The organism is Pseudomonas sp. B14(2022), from assembly GCF_012030485.1.
Taxonomy (GTDB): Bacteria; Pseudomonadota; Gammaproteobacteria; order Pseudomonadales; family Pseudomonadaceae; genus Aquipseudomonas.
In genome coordinates this window covers 223354-241471 of record NZ_JAAUVM010000008.1, presented here as the reverse complement: position 1 = coordinate 241471, position 18118 = coordinate 223354, and the positions used below count along the sequence as shown (strand labels likewise).

19 protein-coding genes and 2 pseudogenes are annotated in these 18118 nt (G+C 62.5%); 11 read left to right on the top strand and 10 right to left on the bottom strand.

What is annotated here, in order from left to right:
* Positions 1-227: 227 nt before the first annotated feature.
* The 4 genes and pseudogenes from HCF10_RS31430 to HCF10_RS14865 form a co-directional block, all read right to left on the bottom strand.
* Positions 228-426 (bottom strand): annotated as a pseudogene (locus tag HCF10_RS31430) (CPBP family intramembrane glutamate endopeptidase); the annotation flags it as partial.
* Positions 426-896, bottom strand: coding sequence for a RidA family protein (locus tag HCF10_RS14875; RefSeq protein WP_167655848.1), 471 nt, complete (start codon positions 894-896; stop codon positions 426-428). The gene HCF10_RS14875 and the pseudogene HCF10_RS31430, both read right to left, overlap by 1 nt.
* Positions 893-1111 (bottom strand): DUF6434 domain-containing protein, encoded by a 219-nt coding sequence (locus HCF10_RS14870; protein WP_131696083.1) that lies wholly within the window; start codon positions 1109-1111, stop codon positions 893-895. Before HCF10_RS14870 ends, HCF10_RS14875 begins: the two co-directional genes overlap by 4 nt.
* 102 nt (positions 1112-1213) lie before the next feature.
* Entirely contained in the window at positions 1214-2308 is a 1095-nt protein-coding gene (locus HCF10_RS14865; RefSeq protein WP_167655847.1) for an SMP-30/gluconolactonase/LRE family protein, read from the bottom strand.
* 221 nt (positions 2309-2529) lie between these two features.
* On the opposite strand from HCF10_RS14865, the gene HCF10_RS14860 reads away from it, so the two are divergent.
* Positions 2530-2958, top strand: coding sequence for a nuclear transport factor 2 family protein (locus HCF10_RS14860; RefSeq protein ID WP_024075865.1), 429 nt, complete (start codon positions 2530-2532; stop codon positions 2956-2958).
* Between the two features lie 23 nt (positions 2959-2981).
* Here the strand turns inward: HCF10_RS14860 and HCF10_RS14855 are convergent, their stop codons facing one another.
* On the bottom strand, positions 2982-4307 hold the full coding sequence (locus HCF10_RS14855) for an aminotransferase-like domain-containing protein (protein WP_167655846.1): 1326 nt from the start codon (positions 4305-4307) through the stop codon (positions 2982-2984).
* A gap of 89 nt (positions 4308-4396) precedes the next feature.
* Between HCF10_RS14855 and HCF10_RS14850 the strand changes: the two genes are divergently transcribed.
* Positions 4397-5287, top strand: a complete 891-nt coding sequence (locus HCF10_RS14850; protein WP_167655845.1) for a DMT family transporter — start codon at positions 4397-4399, stop codon at positions 5285-5287.
* Here HCF10_RS14850 and HCF10_RS14845 read toward each other — a convergent pair.
* On the bottom strand, positions 5284-5841 hold the full coding sequence (locus HCF10_RS14845; RefSeq protein ID WP_167655844.1) for a YceI family protein: 558 nt from the start codon (positions 5839-5841) through the stop codon (positions 5284-5286). The genes HCF10_RS14850 and HCF10_RS14845 overlap by 4 nt on opposite strands.
* A gap of 87 nt (positions 5842-5928) precedes the next feature.
* Here HCF10_RS14845 and HCF10_RS14840 point away from each other — a divergent pair, with 87 nt between their 5' ends.
* Positions 5929-6423: a PaaI family thioesterase gene (locus HCF10_RS14840; protein WP_131696078.1), complete on the top strand. Its 495-nt coding sequence runs from the start codon at positions 5929-5931 to the stop codon at positions 6421-6423.
* Positions 6424-6467: 44 nt separating this feature from the next.
* On the top strand, positions 6468-7355 hold the full coding sequence (yghX, locus tag HCF10_RS14835; RefSeq protein WP_167655843.1) for a YghX family hydrolase: 888 nt from the start codon (positions 6468-6470) through the stop codon (positions 7353-7355).
* Positions 7356-7398: 43 nt separating this feature from the next.
* Here the strand turns inward: yghX and HCF10_RS14830 are convergent, their stop codons facing one another.
* Complete coding sequence (locus HCF10_RS14830; protein ID WP_167655842.1) at positions 7399-8319, bottom strand: LysR family transcriptional regulator; 921 nt, start codon at positions 8317-8319, stop codon at positions 7399-7401.
* A gap of 127 nt (positions 8320-8446) precedes the next feature.
* Here HCF10_RS14830 and ampC point away from each other — a divergent pair, with 127 nt between their 5' ends.
* The 5 genes and pseudogenes from ampC to HCF10_RS14805 all read left to right on the top strand — a co-directional run bounded on the left by ampC (position 8447) and on the right by HCF10_RS14805 (position 13063).
* Positions 8447-9601 (top strand): class C beta-lactamase, encoded by a 1155-nt coding sequence (gene ampC / locus HCF10_RS14825; RefSeq protein WP_167655841.1) that lies wholly within the window; start codon positions 8447-8449, stop codon positions 9599-9601.
* A gap of 53 nt (positions 9602-9654) precedes the next feature.
* Positions 9655-9744, top strand: a pseudogene (locus HCF10_RS14820) (LysR family transcriptional regulator); the annotation flags it as partial.
* 102 nt (positions 9745-9846) lie between these two features.
* Positions 9847-10335, top strand: a complete 489-nt coding sequence (locus tag HCF10_RS14815; RefSeq protein ID WP_145337571.1) for a GFA family protein — start codon at positions 9847-9849, stop codon at positions 10333-10335.
* 94 nt (positions 10336-10429) lie between these two features.
* Positions 10430-12253, top strand: coding sequence for a serine hydrolase domain-containing protein (locus tag HCF10_RS14810; protein WP_131696073.1), 1824 nt, complete (start codon positions 10430-10432; stop codon positions 12251-12253).
* 18 nt (positions 12254-12271) lie between these two features.
* Positions 12272-13063: a MipA/OmpV family protein gene (locus HCF10_RS14805; RefSeq protein WP_145337569.1), complete on the top strand. Its 792-nt coding sequence runs from the start codon at positions 12272-12274 to the stop codon at positions 13061-13063.
* Positions 13064-13138: 75 nt separating this feature from the next.
* On the opposite strand, the gene HCF10_RS14800 is transcribed toward HCF10_RS14805, so the two are convergent.
* The gene (locus HCF10_RS14800) at positions 13139-14416 is read right to left on the bottom strand and encodes an ATP-binding protein (protein WP_167655840.1); all 1278 of its coding nucleotides are present in this window, start codon (positions 14414-14416) and stop codon (positions 13139-13141) included.
* The gene (locus HCF10_RS14795) at positions 14417-15124 is read right to left on the bottom strand and encodes a winged helix-turn-helix domain-containing protein (RefSeq protein WP_131696070.1); all 708 of its coding nucleotides are present in this window, start codon (positions 15122-15124) and stop codon (positions 14417-14419) included. It lies immediately after the preceding gene.
* Positions 15125-15281: 157 nt separating this feature from the next.
* Between HCF10_RS14795 and HCF10_RS14790 the strand changes: the two genes are divergently transcribed.
* Positions 15282-16481 (top strand): MFS transporter, encoded by a 1200-nt coding sequence (locus HCF10_RS14790; RefSeq protein ID WP_167655839.1) that lies wholly within the window; start codon positions 15282-15284, stop codon positions 16479-16481.
* On the opposite strand, the gene HCF10_RS14785 is transcribed toward HCF10_RS14790, so the two are convergent.
* Entirely contained in the window at positions 16437-17039 is a 603-nt protein-coding gene (locus HCF10_RS14785) for a tRNA-(ms[2]io[6]A)-hydroxylase (protein WP_167655838.1), read from the bottom strand. The genes HCF10_RS14790 and HCF10_RS14785 overlap by 45 nt on opposite strands.
* A 148-nt stretch (positions 17040-17187) precedes the next feature.
* On the opposite strand from HCF10_RS14785, the gene HCF10_RS14780 reads away from it, so the two are divergent.
* A complete protein-coding gene (locus tag HCF10_RS14780) occupies positions 17188-18051 on the top strand; it encodes a universal stress protein (RefSeq protein ID WP_131696067.1) in 864 nt (287 codons plus the stop codon).
* The last annotated feature ends 67 nt before the right edge of the window (positions 18052-18118 follow it).

The following is an 18118-nucleotide window of genomic DNA, read 5'->3' as shown; positions in this document are numbered from 1 at the left end:
GGGAGCAAGCCCCCTCCCACATTTGGATCTGCATATATCAGGTAGATCTCGGTCTGCTTTTGCTCTGGCTTTTGCAGTCTTCGAGCCGACCGGAGTTGTGACTGGTGTACTCGGTTAAGTGTGGGAGGGGGCTTGCTCCCGATGAGGGAGTGTCAGTTGATGCAACTGTGGCTGACCCACTGCAATCGGGAGCAAGCCCCCTCCCACAGTTCTAACCGCATTTCAAGTCAGGCCATATAGGGCACGGCAATCAGCAGGATTACCGTGCCATGGCAGGCCGTTGCAGCCAACACGCCATGACGCATACGCACCAGCGCGCAGGCCAGCCCTTCGATCAGGGGTAAACAGCAACACCGGCCATCCCAGTTGGGTCACGCTCAAGGCCAGGAAGGCATGGCAGGCGGCAAACACCACGCCACTGATCATCAGTCGCGCGCGACCGCAATCATGTCGATCTCCACCGCCGCCGACTTCGGCAACTGCATCACCCCCACCGACGTGCGCGTATGCACCCCGGCACTGCCGAGGATCTCGTGCAACAGGTCGGACGCGCCGTTGGCCACTTCACTCTGCTGATCGAAGTCCTCGGCGCTGCGCACATACACGGTGATACGCGGGATGGCCTTGACCCGGCCCAGCGAACCGAGCGCTTGCTTGAGCAGGCCCAGGCAGCGCAATGCACTGATGCCGGCAGCGATTTGCGCCTGGGCCAGGGTCAAGGTGTCACCGACTTTACCCGGCAGCACGATCGTGTCGCCGACGCGAGGAATCTGCCCGCTGATGTACAGGTGGTTGCCGTCGCGCACCAGCGGCGTGTAGTTGCCGCCGACTTTGAACTCATCCAATTGATAGCCAAGGCGTTGTTGCACGGCCTGGTATTTTTCATCCGGTGTCATGGGCGCGAGTCCTCGTTGCGACGCTGCCACTCATCCACCACGTCGCCCATCGTCTTGGGTGTTGGGTTGCGAATCCAGGCCATGAAAGGCCGGTCGAACTTGAACCCCGCGCCGCAGTGCTCACGCATGAAACGGCGTACGTTCTGGGTGTTTTTGTAGTGTGAAGTGACAGGCGTGCTGCGGGTGATGGGGGCGCTGTGCCAATCGAAGTCCATTTGCGTAACGCTCTGATGTTTCGGGAGCACGCAGCATAGCGCTAAATGGCCACTGTGAACGCCGGTGAACCGACGCTGACAGTGGATCTTTTTCAGCGCCTATCAGGCGAAATCCGCCCCTCGGGTATTGACGAACAACGCGTAGATCGAATGGCTGCCGGCCATGAACAGGCGGTTGCCTTCGCGGCCGCCAAAGCACAGGTTGGGGCAGCGTTCCGGCAGCGAGATATGCCCGATGGCCTTGCCCTGGGGATTGAATACGCGCACGCCGTCGAGCTTCTCCAGGTCGGCCTTGGGGTCGCCATTGCCGCCCCAGCCGCACCAGAGATTGCCGCTCTCGTCGCACTTGATGCCGTCCAGCGCTGCGTATTCAAAGCCTTCGATATGCTTTCGCCGCTCTCCCAGGGTGCCGTCGTCCTTGACGTCAATAGCCCAGATCAGCCGATTGGGCTTGGCCCGCCCTTCCACCACGTAGAGGGTCCTTTCATCCGGCGCAAAGCACAGGCCGTTGGGACCGTTGAGATCGTCGATCACCCGCGTGACCTTGCCGCTTTCAGCGTCGATGCGGTACACGCCATGGGGTTGGGTGGGGGTGATCTTGTGGCCTTCGTAGTTGTTGCCGGTCTGGAATGGCGGGTCGCTGAACCACACCGAACCATCGCGCTTGCACACGATGTCGTTGGGCGAGTTGAAGGGCTTGCCGTCAAAGCTGTCCGCCAGCACGGTGATTCGGCCGTTGTGCTCGGTGCGGGTAATACGCCGCCCCTCGCCAGAGGTGGTCGAACCTTCGCACACCAGCAGGCGACCCTGACGATCGCGGCACATGCCGTTGGAGAAGTTGGCGTTTTCGCGGTACACCGACAGGCTGTCGGTCACCTCATCCCAACGCACGATGCGGTTGTTGGGGATATCACTGAGCAGCAGGTAGCGGCCATCGCCGATCCACACCGGCCCCTCGGCCCAGCGCAGGCCGGTCGCCAGGCGCTCAACGCTGGCATTGAACAGGCGCAGCTCGAGGAAACTGTCGTCGAGCACCTTGATCAGCGGGTCCGGATAACGCTGACTCAACGGCTCGGCAGCGTCTGCCAGGCGAGGCAGGTTACCCAGCACCGCCACCGACGCGGAAACCGCCAGGGATCGCTTGAGAAAGCCCCGGCGGCTGTGTTCGGGCCGGGCAGGCGAAGGGGGAAAATCCATAGGTATCTCCGTTATTTTATTGTTAGATGGGAGACTAGTTTTAACCTGTGATGAGACATCGTACAAGATTGAAAATCTCATCCAACCCTTACAAACCAAGGAACTGCGCAATATTCTAAATTTTACTTTCCAAACCCCCTGCGACTATAGCAATGTTGTACGATGACACGTTCGGTAACGTGTTGCCCGCACACCACCCCAACAACAATAAGGAAACACCCATGCAAAACGTCAAAGTGCTGATCGGTTTTCTGTGCCTGTTCAGCGGGTATGTGGCCGCTGCCCCTGCCGCCGACAAAGACGTCGCCCAAGCGGTCGACCACCTGACCCAGGCGATGCTGCATAAAGACCTCAAGCAGCTCCAGAGCTTGACCGCCGAGAACCTCACCTACGGCCACTCAAGCGGCAAGATCCAGAACAAGCAGGAATTCATCGCCGACATCGAGACCGGACGCAGCGGCTTCAAGACCCTCGAAATGCAGAAACAGACCATCACCTTGAGCGGCGACACTGCACTGGTACGCAACCACTTCTCCGCCCTGGCGGTGAACAGTGGCAAAGAAGTGCCGACCGAAATCGAGAACTTCCAGATCTGGCAGAAGCAGAAAGGCCACTGGCTGCTGATCGGTCGCCAGGCGTTTAAATTCTGATGGCTAGCGGTGAGCCATCAGGCTCACCACTGCACCACCTTGCGCACCTTCACCAACGCCTCGCGCAGCGCCGGCATGTCCACCGAGCCCAAGGCCAGGCGCAACGCGTGGGGCACGTGGGCCGAAACGGCGAAGGGCTCGGCGGTGGAGACGGAAATACCGTCGCGCTGCAAGGTCATGGCGACTTGATCGGCGCGGGCCTCTTCCGCCAGGGGCAGCCACAAGAAATACGATGACGGGTGGCTGGTGTAGGCCACCCCCTTGAGCACCTGCGCCGCCAAGGCTTGCCGCGCCCGCGCATCCTGGCGCTTTTGGGCTTCCAGTTGCGCCACCGTGCCGTCCTCGATCCAGGCGACCGCAATCGCACTCATCACCCCCGGCACGTTCCAGGTGGTGGCCATGATGGTGCGCTCCAGTGCTTTCACCCAACCCGAAGGGGCAGCGATAAACCCCACGCGCAGGCCGGTCGCGACACTTTTGGACAGCCCGCCCACGTAGACCGTGCGCTCCGGCGCCAATCTCGCCACGGGCAGCGGCACGTCCTCGGCCAGGAACGCATAGGCCGCATCCTCGATGATCATCAGGTTGTGCTGACGGGCAATCGCCACCAACTGCTCACGCTGCGCCAGGCTCAGCACCCAGCCCAACGGGTTATGCAGGGTCGGCATGCTGTACACGGCACGCACCGGGCGCTTGCGACACAGGCTTTGCAGGTGATCCAGGTCCGGGCCGTCGGCGGTGACCGGGACGGCGACGATCTCCAGGTGCAGCGTCTCGGCCAGCACCTTGAACCCTGAATACGTCAAGGCGTCGACGGCGATCACATCACCGGGCTTGAGCAAGGCCATCATGGTCACGGCCAACCCGTGCTGGGCGCCGCTGACCACCAGCACCTGTTCGGCCTCGACCGTCAGCCCTCGGCTCAACAGGTGCCGCGCGACGGCGGCGCGCTCATGCGGGCGACCGGCGTGGGGCTGGTAACGCAGCAGCGCTTCAAGGTCGCCGGACAGCGCCAACTGGCGCAATGCGGTGCGCAGCAAGTCGGCCTGGCCCGGCAAGGACGGGTAGTTGAAATTCAGATCGAGCATGCCCGCCGCCACACTCATCTGCCCGCTGCCCTGCCCCGGCGGCAGCGAGATTTCGCGCACAAAGGTGCCCCGGCCTGTCTCGCCACTGACCAGGCCCATGGCCTCCAGCTCGGCGTACACCCGGCTGGCGGTGACCAGCGCCAGGCCATGCTCGGCGGCCAACTGGCGGTGGGTCGGCAGCCGTGTGCCGGGGGGCATGCTGCCTGAGCGAATGGCCTCGGCAAAGCTGTCGACCAACGACTTGTAGCGGGCGCGGGGCATAAGCGATGTATCCATGACAATTTTTTGATTGTCTTTATCTTCGACCCTAGGATGCCTCCCACGCAACTCATCCTTTTCGGGCGCCCCTCATGGAACGTACTTCTCCCCTCAGCACCCTGGATACCCGCACTCAAGGCTGGATCAACGGCTTCATCGGCGTGGTGATCTTCAGCGGCTCGTTGCCGGCCACGCGCCTGGCGGTGATGGAATTCGACCCGGTGTTCCTCACCCTGATCCGCGCTGCCATTGCCGGCCTGCTGGGGCTGGTCTTGCTGGGTCTGTTCAAGGAAAAACGCCCCGCGCGCCATCAATGGATGCCCCTGGCCATCGTCGCCCTTGGCGTGGTGATCGGTTTCCCCCTGCTCACTGCGCTGGCGCTGCAATACGTGACCTCCGCACACTCCATCGTCTTTATCGGCCTGCTGCCGCTGGCGACCGCCGTGTTTGCTGTACTGCGCGGCGGCGAGCGTCCGCGCCCGGTGTTCTGGCTGTTTTCGATCCTCGGCAGTGCGCTGGTGATGGGGTACGCCTTTGCCCAAGGCGTGAGCGCCGCACCGGCAGGTGACGTGCTGATGCTGCTGGCAGTGCTGGTGTGCGGCCTGGGGTATGCCGAAGGCGCCAAACTGTCGCGCAGCCTGGGCGGCTGGCAGGTGATCTGCTGGGCGCTGGTGGTGTCGTTGCCAGTGGTGGTGCCGCTGAGCCTGGCGCTGGCACCGTCAAGCGTCAGTGGCATCAGCCTGCCGGCCTGGCTGAGCCTGGGCTATGTGTCACTGTTCAGCATGTTGATCGGTTTTGTGTTCTGGTATCGCGGCCTGGCCCAGGGCGGCATCGCTGCCGTTGGCCAATTGCAACTGCTGCAACCGTTCTTCGGTCTGGCGCTGGCAGCGGGCTTGCTGCATGAACAGGTCAGCCTGGGCATGCTGCTGGTGACGATTGCGGTGATCGGCTGCGTGGCCGGGGCCAAGCGGTTCGCGCGCTAACGCTGGGGCGCGACCATCTTGAACTTGATGTTGATGTCGTTGGACACCACGCTGTTGCCGGCCCATTCGCCTTCACCGATCCTGAAGTCGCCGCGCTTGAGGATGAACTCACCGTCGAACACGCCAATGCCATCCAGCTCCTTGAGCACTACGTTGACCGCCACCGGGCGCGTGGTGCCCTTGATCGTCAGGTTACCGCTGATGTTGAAGCGGTTATTCCCCAAGGCCGTGACACCGGTGGACTCATACACGCCCACCGGATAGGTCGCGGTATCGAACCACGAGGCCCGTTGCAGCTCATCGTTCGCCTCCGGGCTGCCGGCATCGATACTCGCCAGCTGGATCTTGAGCAAGGCATGGCCGGTTTCGGGCTTTTGCGTGTCAAAGCCCAGCGTGCCTTCAAAGTCGCCGAAGGTGCCATACACCCGCTGCCCCAACTGCGTATAGGTAAAGCTGATCTGGCTGGCGGTGCGGTTGACGTCGGTGTACTCCGCCGCCTGGGCACAGCCGATGACACCCAGGGCCAGGGCCAACGTGAGAATTCGACGCTTCATGCCACGCTCCGCAAAAAAATGGATGTATTCCCATCAGGTGCCGGTCCTGCTAAACAGGCTAGTCGCTTACAACAATAAGGACGCTGCATGCCCACCCCTTCTCTACAGGACATCACCGCGCCGGAAGGCATCTGCTACGGCTGCGGCGGCAGCAATCCGCATGGCTTGCACATCAAGAGCCGCTGGGACGCCGATGGTGTCCATGTCGTCGCCGAACATCATCCCGAGGCAAAATACAGCGGCTGGCCCGACCTGGTCTACGGCGGCTTGATCGCCATGCTGGTGGACTGCCATTCCAACTGGACCGCCATGGCCTACCACTACCGTGCCGAACAGCGCGAACCCGGCAGCCTGCCGCGCATCGACTGCGTCACCGGCAACCTGGGCATCAAATTTATCAAGCCCACACCGATGGGCGTGCGCCTCACGTTGCGCGCTCGGGTCGAAGGCGAAGTGGGCCGCAAAAGCCGCGTGGTCTGCGAGGTGTACGCTGGAGAGGTGCTCACGGCAGTCGGCGACTCGCTGTTCGTGCGCGTCGACACCCGCGAACTGGCTGCAGCCGCCCATGGCCGTGAAAGCTGATCCTGGTCTACATTGACTGGCACCGCTAATCGAGGACCGAACCGATGACTCGTCTCACCGCGAAAGACTTTGCCCCCGAACTGCTGGAACTCTACGACGGCTATGCCCACGGCAAGATCAACCGCCGCGAATTTCTCGACCGCGCCGCGCTGTTCACCTTTGGCGGCCTCACCGCTTCGGCCCTGCTGGCGGCCCTGAGCCCCAACTATGCCCTGGCCGAACAGGTGAAATTCACCGACCCGGACATCGTTGCCGACTACATCACCTACCCCTCGCCCAAGGGCAACGGCACCGTGCGTGGCTACCTGGTGCGCCCGGCCAAGGCCGCCGGCAAGCTGCCGGCCGTGGTGGTGGTCCACGAAAACCGTGGCCTCAACCCCTACATCGAAGACGTCGCCCGGCGCCTGGCCAAAGCCGGGTTTATCGCCCTCGCGCCGGACGGCCTGAGCTCGGTGGGCGGCTATCCCGGCAACGATGAAAAAGGCGTGGCGCTGCAACAGGCAGTCGACCCGACCAAGCTGATGAACGACTTCTTCGCCGCCATCGAATGGCTGATGCGCCACGACAGCAGCACCGGCAAGGTCGGCATCACCGGCTTCTGCTATGGCGGCGGCGTGACCAATGCAGCGGCGGTGGCTTACCCGGAACTGGGCGCGGCGGTGTCGTTCTACGGGCGCCAGCCGCAAGACAAGGACGTGCCGCGCATCAAGGCGCCGATCATGCTGCATTTCGGCGAGCTGGATACGCGGATCAACGAAGGGTGGCCGGCGTATGAAAAGGCCCTGAAGGCTGCCGGCACGACTTATGAAGCGTATATCTACAAGGGGGCCAATCATGGTTTCCATAACGATTCGACACCGCGTTATGACGAGGCGGCGGCGAATCTGGCGTGGGAAAGGACGCTGGGCTGGTTCCGTAAATACCTGGCCTGAATGCAGTCAACATGTGGGAGGGGCTTGCCCTGATGCCTGTCAGTTAAGGAGTAGAAAGTTTGATAAGCGCTTGCCCCCTCCCACAGTGATCGTTCCCACGCTCCTCCAGCAACCAGTCCTTGAATGCCAGCATCGCCGAGGTCTCGGCCCGCGACTGCAAGCGCGTCAGCCAGTAGCTGCCGGTGCTGATGCCGACGTCGAAAGTCTGGCGAATCACATCACTCTCCAGTTGCCGCGAAAACATCAGCGCCGGCGCCAGCGCGACGCCTATGCCTTGCAACGCCGCTTCCATCATCGCCAGCGACGAGTCGAACACGATGCTGCGCGGTACCAGGGTGTCGGCGGGCAACCCGGCAGCCTGGAACCACAGGTTCCACTCATCGGCGCGGTAGGAGCGCAGCAGCGTGTGTTTCAACAGGTCGGCCGGCGTGTGCAGCTGCTCGGCAAGCGCGGGCACGCACAATACGCTCAGCGGCGCCTCAAGTAAGTGGCAGGCATCGGTGCCGTGCCAGGCACCAGCACCGAAGCGAATCGCGTAATCCAGGCCTTCGGCCGCCACGTCGACACGGTTGTTGTGGGTGGACAGGCGCAGGTCGATGAACGGGTAGCGGCTCTGGAAGTCCGGCAGTCGTGGCAGCAGCCAGCCGACGGCGAAGGTGCCAACCGCTCCCACCGTGAGCACCTCGCGGTAATGCCCGCCCTCGAACTGACCTAAGGTATGGGCAATGCGGTCGAACGACTCGCGCACCACCGGCAGCAGGGTTTCACCTTCGCGGGTGAGCATCAGCCCGCGCGGCAGGCGCTTGAACAAGGTGACAGTGAGCTGCGCCTCCAGGCTTTTGACCTGATGGCTGACCGCCGCCTGGGTCACGCACAACTCGATGGCAGCGCGGGTAAAGCTCAAATGCCGGGCGGCCGCTTCGAACGCGCGCAAGGCGTTCAACGGTAAATGGGAGCGGAGCATATCGACCCTAATATTTCTAATGGCTGCTGCGAGATATCATCGTTTGCCCAGGGCTGGCGAACTGCCTACATTTGCCTCGCCCGCGCAGGCTCTTCATTCAATCGATCATTCTCATGGAAGCGTTATCATGCCCCAACATTTATTGTCTGGCGTGCGTAATTTCACCGCCCTCGCGGTCTTTATCGCCGCCGGCAACTGCCTGGCCGCCACCGACCTGCAGGCGGTGGTGGATGCCAATGTAAAACCGCTGATGCAGCAGCAGTCGATTAACGGCCTGGTGGTCGGCGTGGTGCGGGACGGCAAGGCGCAATACTTTAACTACGGCGTCGCGGCCACCGACACCCGCCAGCCGGTCAGCGAAAACACCCTGTTCGAAGTCGGCTCGGTGAGCAAAACCTTCACCGCCACTCTGGCCGGTTATGCCGTGGCCACCGGCGCACTCAAGCTTTCCAACCCGGCCAGCCACTACCTGCCGGCACTGGGCGGCGGCAAGTTCGACCACATCAGCGTGCTTAACCTCGGCACCTACACCGCAGGCGGCTTGCCCCTGCAGTTCCCCGCTCAGGCGGATAACAGCCAGCGCATGATCAGCTACTTCCAGCACTGGAAACCCGACTTCGCTCCTGGCACCCGGCGCCTGTATTCCAACCCGAGCCTGGGGTTGTTCGGCTATCTGGCGGCGCAGAGCCTGAAGCAGCCGTTCGATCAGGTGATGGAGAAAACCCTGTTGCCCGCACTCGGGCTCAAGCACACCTTCATCAAGGTGCCGCAGAGCCAGATGAGCCTGTACGCCCAGGGCTATGGCAAAGATGGCAAACCTGTGCGCGTCGGCCCCGGCGCCATGGACAGCGAGGCCTACGGCATCAAGACCAGCGCTGCGGACTTGCTGAAGTACGTTGAGGTGAACATGCACCCGGCGAATCTGGATAAAACCTTGCAACAGGCGATTACCGTGACTCACACGGGTTACTACAGCGTGGACGGCATGATCCAGGGCCTGGGTTGGGAAATGTACCCCTACCCCATCCAGCTCGATGCGTTGATTGCCGGCAACTCCACACCCATGGCAATGGAGCCGCACACCGTCGACTGGCTGACGCCAGCGCAAGCGCCCCACGCCGACACCCTGGTGAATAAAACCGGTTCCACCAATGGGTTTGGCGCCTACGTGGCGTATGTGCCGAGCAAAGGTTTGGGCGTGGTGATATTGGCGAACAAGAACTACCCGAATGCCGAACGGGTAAAAGTCGCCCATGCAATCTTGAGTGCGATGGACCAATAGAGCCGGACGCAAAACCAATGTGGGAGGGGCCCTGTCCCTCGCACCTGTTGACCCTGGATGGCACCAGTGAGATGGGCATCATCACCGGCCCCGTGGAAGCAGCGGGGTTGCAGGGACTGCACTTCAGCACCGATAAGCTGGTGCGTGAGCCGCAAGCGCTGCCGGGGACGATCCGCGCACTGATCGCGACCTTGATGCCGGAAAACGCCTAAGCTCAATAGTCACTTTGCCAGAGGAGACTCCCCATGCAACTCGAAGGATCCTGCCACTGCGGCGCCGTGACGTTCAGCCTCACCAGTGCCCATCCCTACCCTTACCAGCGTTGCTATTGCTCGATCTGCCGCAAGACCCAGGGCGGCGGCGGTTACGCGATCAACCTGGCCGGCGACTCCAAGAGTTTGCAGGTGCGCGGACGCAAACAGATTTCGATCTACCACGCCCGGCTCAAGCCGGAGGGCGCCAGCCGTGCGCATGCGAGTAGCGCCGAGCGGCATTTCTGTTCGCAGTGCGGCAGTGCGCTATGGCTGTTCAGCCCGGAGTGGCCGGAGCTGATCCACCCGTTTGCCTCGGCCATCGACACGCCGTTGCCGGAGCCGCCGGCGCATACGCACCTGATGCTGGGCTCGAAGGCGCCGTGGGTCGAAGTCAGCGTGCCCAAGGGCGATCTGCAGTTTGATGAATACCCCGAAGAATCCATCGCACAGTGGCATGAACGCCATGGGCTCAGCCGTTAACAGTCTTTGACAGTTTCCCGACAAAGTTCGCAAAGATTGTTGGACGGCCCTTCCCTAGCATTCGAGCATCCAAACAGCCATTCGGGTGCTCCTCATGTTTCGCAGATTGCGCGGTATTCCGCTGCTGGGTTGCCTGCTGGGCAGCCTCGGTTGCCATGGGCAACCGCCGGCACCGCCGCCCATTCAGAAGGGTGACTACGGCGCGATCATCCGCTACCTGCAAGCCCGCATTCCCCGGGCGATCGCCCAAGAGCATATCGCCGGCCTGTCGATTGCCCTGGTCAATGGCCAGGAGCTGATCTGGGCCCAGGGCTTCGGCCTGGCCGACAAGGCCAGGGGCGTACCGGTCACGCCCAACACGGCGTTCCGTGCCGGTGGCATTTCCAAGCTGCTCACCGCCACGGCCGCGCTGCAATGTGTGGAACAACAACGGCTGGCGCTGGATGCGCCGATCCAGCAGACCCTGCGCGAGTTTTACGTGCGCTCGCGCTTTCATGACGACCAGGCCGCTGCCGACCGCGCTGTCACCCTGCGGCGTTTACTCAGCCACCAGTCCGGCCTGCCCAGTGAACACCTGCGTGACCTGCGCAGCACCTACGCCATGGGGCAGATGCCGATGCGCGTGTCGGGGGTTTGGCTGAGCAGCCCGCCAGGCTCGCAGGTGGCGTATTCCAACCTCGGTTATGCCCTGGTGGGCGCGGCCATCGAGCGCAGCAGCGGCAAAAGCTTTGAAGCCCAGTTGCAAAACAGCCTGCTCAAGCCGCTGGAAATGAACCAGTCGAGTTTTGTCGGCACCGCCAGCCAGCAGGCGTTCCGCGCCCTGGGCTACACGGACGGCGTTGCCAGTACCGATGGCCCGGTGCGCGACATCGCCGCCAGCGGCCTGTGGGCAAGCCCGAAAGACCTCGGGCATTACGTGCACATGCTCTTCGCCCAAGGCGTCTACAAAGGCAACCGCGTGCTGGGCAGCACTTCGATTGACGCGATGTTCACCCAGCAGAACACCGGCAATGCGCTGGACTTCGATTGCCAGATGGGCTTGGGCTGGTTCCTCGCCCCATGCGGTGACGAACCCGTCGGCCCCGGTATACGCACCTACCAGCACAGCGGTGGCGGCGACGATTTTGCCGCGCAGTTGAGCCTGCTGCCCGACCAGCAACTGGCCGTGATCATCATGGCCAATGACAGCAACGCCGAAGACCTGGTGGCCGGCCTGGCCACCGACACCCTGCGCCTGCTGCTCCAGGCGCAAACCGGCCACGCGGTCTGCGCCGACGACTGCCAGGCGCCCAGCCACGGCCTGAAACTGCGCCACGTGCCGGCCGCCATCGACCGCAAGCGCCTGGCCGGGTTCTACGCCACCGCCTGGGGCGTGTTCCGGATCAAGGATGACGATCAGCGGCTGTCGGGCCAGTTGGCCGGCTACACCTTCGAATTGTTGCGCGACGACGACGGCTGGTTGCGCGCGCAGAAGAAAGTGCTCGGCTTCTGGCTCAAGGACCTCGGCGAACTGGGCCGCGTGCAACTGGACGTGATCAGCGTGCAAGGCCGCCAGATGCTCACCGCCCGCAGCCACGGCCAGCGCGTGGCTATCGGTGAGCGCATCGAGCCGCTGCCCTTGCCCTCGGCCTGGGCCGACACCATCGGCACCTATCAAGTGCTCAACACCCATGAGCCGGACGCCCCCCTGAGCGGCATCAGCGTGCGCCTGGAAGACGGCTTCCTGGTGATCCGCGGCCAACTGCACGACGAACCGCTGACCGACTACATCCTGCTGCCGATCGACAACGCCCATGCGGTCCTCGCCGGTAACGGCTACGGCCTGGGCGATACGGTGAGCCGCCAGATCAACGGTCTCAGCGCCTCGGGCTACGCCTTCAAACGCACCCGCTCCCCTCATAAACCCTTGGCCTTCTAACCCCATATGGAACCCTTTATGCGCTCAACCCCCCTGTACCTGTCGCTTTCCTCACTCTGCCTGCTGGCCGCTGCCGACCGCGCAATTGCCGAAGACTGGCAATACAGCCTCAAGGCCGGCATGGCCAACGTGCCCCGCTACAGCGGCAGCGATGAACGCATGACCGCGCCGGTGCTGGGCGGCAAAGTCGTCAGCCCCTGGGGGATCTTCCTCGACACCGACAAAGGCCTGGGCTGGGGCTATGAAGGCAACGCCTTGAGCTTCAGCACCTATATCGGTGCCAGCCATTCACGCAAGGACAAGAATCAAAGCCTGCACGCCGGCTCGAAGCGGCTCAAGGGCATGGGCGAGATCAAGGCCCGCCCGCAAGTGGGAGTGAGTGCCGGCTATAACCTGGGGGGTGTGATTGTCGGCGCAACCCTGGAGCACGCACTCAAGGAAGATGACCACAAGGACAGCGGCAAGGCGTTCACCCACCTGGAGCTGAGCCTGGGCACCACGCTCTACGACGGCCGCTACGGATCGGTCGATGCCAGCCTCAACAGTCACTTTGGTGACCGCAATTACCTGCAGACCTGGTACGGCGTGACCACCGGCCAGGCCGCGCAAAGTCGCTTCAAGGCCTACAAGGCCGGTGCGGGCAATATCAGCAATGGCATGAACCTGGTGTGGAGCCTGCCGATCAGCGAGCACACCCAGTTCTCGACCCTGCTGGATGTGCAATACCTGGCGGATGACGCGGGCAAGAGCCCGATTGTGGAGCGGCGCTTGCAGACCTCGGTGATGGGGGTGTTGGAATACACCTTTTGACCGGGTAAGCCCGTCAGAAAATGTGGGAAGGGGCTGGCTCCCTCCCACATTTGCCTCCCACTGTTCTCCGGATACCTATTCGGCATAAGCCCACGTCATGCGAAACGACGCCCCGCCCCACTCCGAATCCAACACCTGCACTTGCCCGCCATGCCACTGCGACACCCGCTGCACCAGCGCCAGGCCGAGGCCGAAGCCGCCGGTGCGGCGATCGCGGCTGGCATCCAGGCGTATGAAGGGCTGGAAGATCCTGGCCCGACCTTCCTCGGGCACGCCAGGGCCGTCGTCACACACACGCACTTCGTAGCCCTCGCCGAACTTGACCAGCGACACCTCGACCCGGCGCTCGGCATAACGGATGGCATTGCGCAGCAGGTTGATCACGGCGCGGGCCATGAAGCGCGGTTCGATCTGGATAACGTCGACCTCGCAGGTACGCAGCGTCAGCTGGATACCGGCCGCCTCCGCCTCCAGCGCGACGCTGCCGATCACGCTGTCGAGCCAGCTGTGAGCCTCGATGCGCTCGCGGGTAACCTGGGTGGCGCCGCGCTCCAGACTGGCGTAGGTGAGCAGTTCGGACACCATCTCCTCCAGCTCGCCGAGGTCGGCGTACATATCGGCGATCAATTCGCCCCGCTGGTGCGGGTCGGCCTGTTGCTTGAGCTGGTCGAGCTCGAACGATAACCGTGCAATCGGTGTACGCAGCTCGTGGGACACGGCATTGGTGAGTTCACGCTGGTTGGCGATCAGGCTTTCGATGCGCTCGGCCATCTGGTTGAAGTGCCCGGCCAGCGCACGCACGGTGGAGCTGCGCGGCAGCAGGATGCGCGAGCCGAGGTCGTTGTCGCCAAAACGTTGCGCGGCCAGGCGGATATGTTCCAGGTCGCGCCAATGCGGGCGCACCCAGAAATACAGGACGATGGCCAGGCACACCCCGAGAAAACCATACGCCCACAGGTATAACCACTTGGGCTCTTCCGGCAGCTTGATTTCCAGCAGTTGCGAGCCACCGTCGATGGCCGTGAGAAACTCCATGAAGTCGCCGCGCACTACCAGCAGGCCCTGGTCCAAGAGCTTTCGTTCGCGCTCGGTGAGGGCCTGGGTTTCCTTCTGCACCAGCTTCAGCAGCAACCCATAATGAGGCTGCAACTCGGCCAGCCGGGCCTGGCGCGCCTCGCCTTGCAGAGGACGCAATTGCTCCACCAGCCCATACGCCGGGCCACGCAGGGCTTCGCGATTATAGGTCTCGTTGGCTTCGGGGAGCAGCTCGTCGAAGGTGTAGTTGACCAGCCAGATCGCTCCTGCAAGGCCGATCGCCAGAATCACATACAGGCGCAGAAACAGGCGCAGCATCTAGACCTCCCACGCAAACGGATTGAATAGATAACCCTTGCCCCAGATGGTCTTGATGCACACCGGCTCACGGGGGTTGTCATTGAGCTTGCCGCGCAGCTTGCTGATGTACACGTCGACGCTGCGGTTAAGGCCATCGAAGGCGATGCCGCGCATGCGGTTGAGGATGTCGTCGCGGGAAAGAATCTTCCCCGCGCTGCTGGCCAGCAACCACAGCAGTTCGAACTCCATGGTGGTGAGGTCGATCTGCTCGTCCCCCAGGCTGACCACCCGGCAACTGCGGTCAATCGCCAAGCGGCCGAACGCGAGGGCGCCGCGCACCGTCGGCTCCGGCGCCTGGCGACGTTGCAGGGCGCGCAGGCGGGCCAGGAGTACCGGCGGCTTGATCGGTTTGATCACATAGTCGTCGGCACCCGACTCCAGGCCGAGGATGTGGTCGAGGTCGTCTTCCTTGGCGGTGAGAATCACAATCGGCGTGTCGGACACGTTGCGAATCTCGCGGCACACGTGCAAGCCGCTCTGACCCGGCAGCATCAGGTCGAGCACGACGATCTTCGGTTTGAACGCCAGGAACGCCGCGAACGCTTCATCGCCGCGATGCACCACGCGCACCTCAAACCCATGCTGTGACAGAAAATGCGCGATCAGCCCTGCCAGCTTCTCGTCGTCCTCAACGAGCAGGACCTTGCCCAAACCCAGGTTTTCCATAAGTTCTCAGTGTGCAGACGCAGATTGAAGAGCGGGCATTATAGGTGGCAAGCTGGGCAACTAACGTAACTGGCCAGCTGGCGCCGACGAAGCTTCATGCTTTTAAGAGTTTTTAACAAATAGCCTGCAATCTTTAACGCCATTCACAGGGAGTTGTATGCGCAAGGATTACCTGGCGTTCTTCGTTTCACTGTTCCTGTCACGGCTGGCGGACCAGATTCTGTTGTTTATCGTGCCGCTGATTGTGTTCCAGACCACCCACAGCGTGTCCTGGGCGGGGCTGGCGTTTTTCGTTGAGTCACTGCCGCGCTATCTGGCGTTCCCGGTGTGCGGGGCGTTGTGCGACAAGTATTCACCTGTGCGCATCCTGCATATCAGCCAGGTTTACCGGGCGTTGGCCTGTGTGGCGGCGGTGGCCTTGTATGGGATGTTCGACGGTATCTACTGGCTGGTGCTGCTGTCGGCGTTGTGCGGGGTGCTGACGACCCAGGGCATCATGGCCCGCGAAGTGTTGATGCCCCATGTCTTCCAGCAATACAGCTATGCCAAGACCCTCTCCTACTCGCAGATCGCCGACCAGAGCGGCCTGGTGCTCGGGCCGCTGGTGGCCGCGCTGATGCTGGAGGTGTGGGCCTGGCATTGGGTGGTGCTGGGGGTTGCCGGGTTGTTTGTGCTGGCGAACCTGGCGATGCTGGCCTGGCAGCGTAAAACCACGGCAAACCTGGAAACCCATCAGCAGCACCGGGATATCTGGCTGCAACCGCTGCGCATCGCCTTCGGGCATATCCGTAACCTGGTGGAGCTGAAGCGGATCATTACCCTGGCGGTCGGCGTGAACCTGATCATCGGCGTGACGCTGGCCACCTCCGCCGCCATGGTCACCGGCCTGTACGCCGCCGACAAGGACACCTATGCCCTGCTCCAGGCGGCCGGCGCGGGGGTGACCATCGCGATTCTGTTTTACCTGGCGCGCGCCACCTTGCCCTTGAAAGTGCTGGGCGGGCTGTCTTATTCGATGATAGGCGCCGGCGCGCTGATCATGGCGGTCAGCCCCAACCTGTGGGCGTACACCCTGGGCTTCCTGCTGGTCACCGGCTTCGACAAGATGTTCAACGTCTACCTGCGCAGCACCCGTCAGCGGGTCATTCCCGTGCAGGACTTCGGCAAGACGGTGGGCGTGATCACCTTGCTCAACAACCTGCCCCAGCCGCTGGCCGGCCTGGTGATTGCACTGCTGGCTGCGCCCTTGGGCACGCAAACGGTGATCCTGCTACTGACCGGGATCACCGCATTGATCGGCGTGGCCGTGGCCTCAGGCTGGCACGCCACTGTGAAAGCGGAACTCGATGTCGGGTGATTCGATCAGGTCCTGCTCCGCCGCCCTCACCCGCTCGATCACCTGGGCGATATCCTTGGCGTCGCCATACTGGTAGGCCAGCTTCAGGTAACCCTGGAAGTGCCGCGCCTCGCTTTTCAGCAGCCCGAAATAAAACTTGCCGAGTTCTTCGTCCAAATGCGGCACCAGTGCTTCGAAACGCTCGCAACTGCGTGCTTCGATAAACGCGCCGACGACCAGGGTGTCCACCAGCTTGACCGGCTCGTGGCTGCGTACCACCTTGCGCAACCCCGAGGCGTAACGCCCGGCATGCAACTGGCGCAGTTCGACTTTGCGCTTTTTCATCAGGCGCATGACCTGCTCGTGGTGCACCAGTTCTTCCCGGGCCAGGCGCGACATCATATTGATCAGGTCAACGTGGCCATGGTACTTGGCGATCAGGCTCAGGGCGGTGCTGGCTGCTTTGAATTCGCAGTTCTTGTGGTCGATCAGCAGGGTGTCCTGGTCGGCCAATGCGGCCTGCACCCAGGCATCGGGGGTGGAGCAACCGAGGAATTCGTGGATTTCGGGCAGGTTCATCGGGCTCACGGGCAAAGGATCACAAAAGGCCGCCGATTATACCGACCGCGCCGCAGACCACCAGCCACCGGCCTTGATGTGCATCAACATGACGTCTGGCGGGCAGCAACTATAGTTGTTCCACGCCCACCCTTTTGGAGATCCGACCATGCAAGCCATTCGCAGCATCCTGGTGGTCATCGAGCCCGAGCATTCGGAAAGCCTGGCCCTCAAGCGCGCCAAGCTGATCGCCGGGGTTACCGGCGCGCACCTGCACTTGCTGGTCTGCGACCGGAAACACGAGCACTCGGCGCTGTTGAGCCTGCTCAAGTCCGGTTTGCAGGAGGACGGTTACAGCGTCAGCACGGAGCAGGCGTGGAACGAAAGCCTGCATGACACCATTATCGAGGTGCAGCAGGCTGAAGGCTGCGGGCTGGTGATCAAGCAGCACTTTCCCGACAGCCCGCTGAAAAAAGCGCTGCTGACACCGGCGGACTGGAAGCTGCTGCGCTTCTGCCCGACGCCGGTGTTGCTGGTCAAGACGTCCACGCCTTGGGCGGAGAGAGTGATTCTGGCGGCGATTGATGTGGGCAACACCGATGCCGAGCACCGCTCGCTGCATAATTCGATCATCGATCACGGCTTTGATATCGCCAGCCTGGCGAAGGCGCAGCTGCACGTGATCAGCGCCCACCCATCGCCGATGTTGTCGGCGGCGGACCCAACGTTTCAACTCAAGGAAACCATCGAGGCGCGCTATCGCGAGCAGTGCAAGGCGTTCCAGGCGGAATTCGATGTGGATGACGCACACCTGCATATCGAGGAAGGCCCGGCGGATGTGCTGATTCCCTTCGCGGCGCATAAATGGCAGGCGGCCGTGACCATTATCGGCACCGTGGCGCGCACCGGGATTTCCGGGGCGCTGATCGGCAATACGGCGGAGGTGATACTGGATGCGGTGGAAAGTGATGTGCTGGTGCTCAAGCCGCAGACATTGATGGATCACCTGGAAGAACTGGCGACCAAGGCCTGACGCCGATCCCCCAGACAACCGAGATCCAATGTGGGAGGGGGCTTGCCCCCCCACATTTGGATGTGTG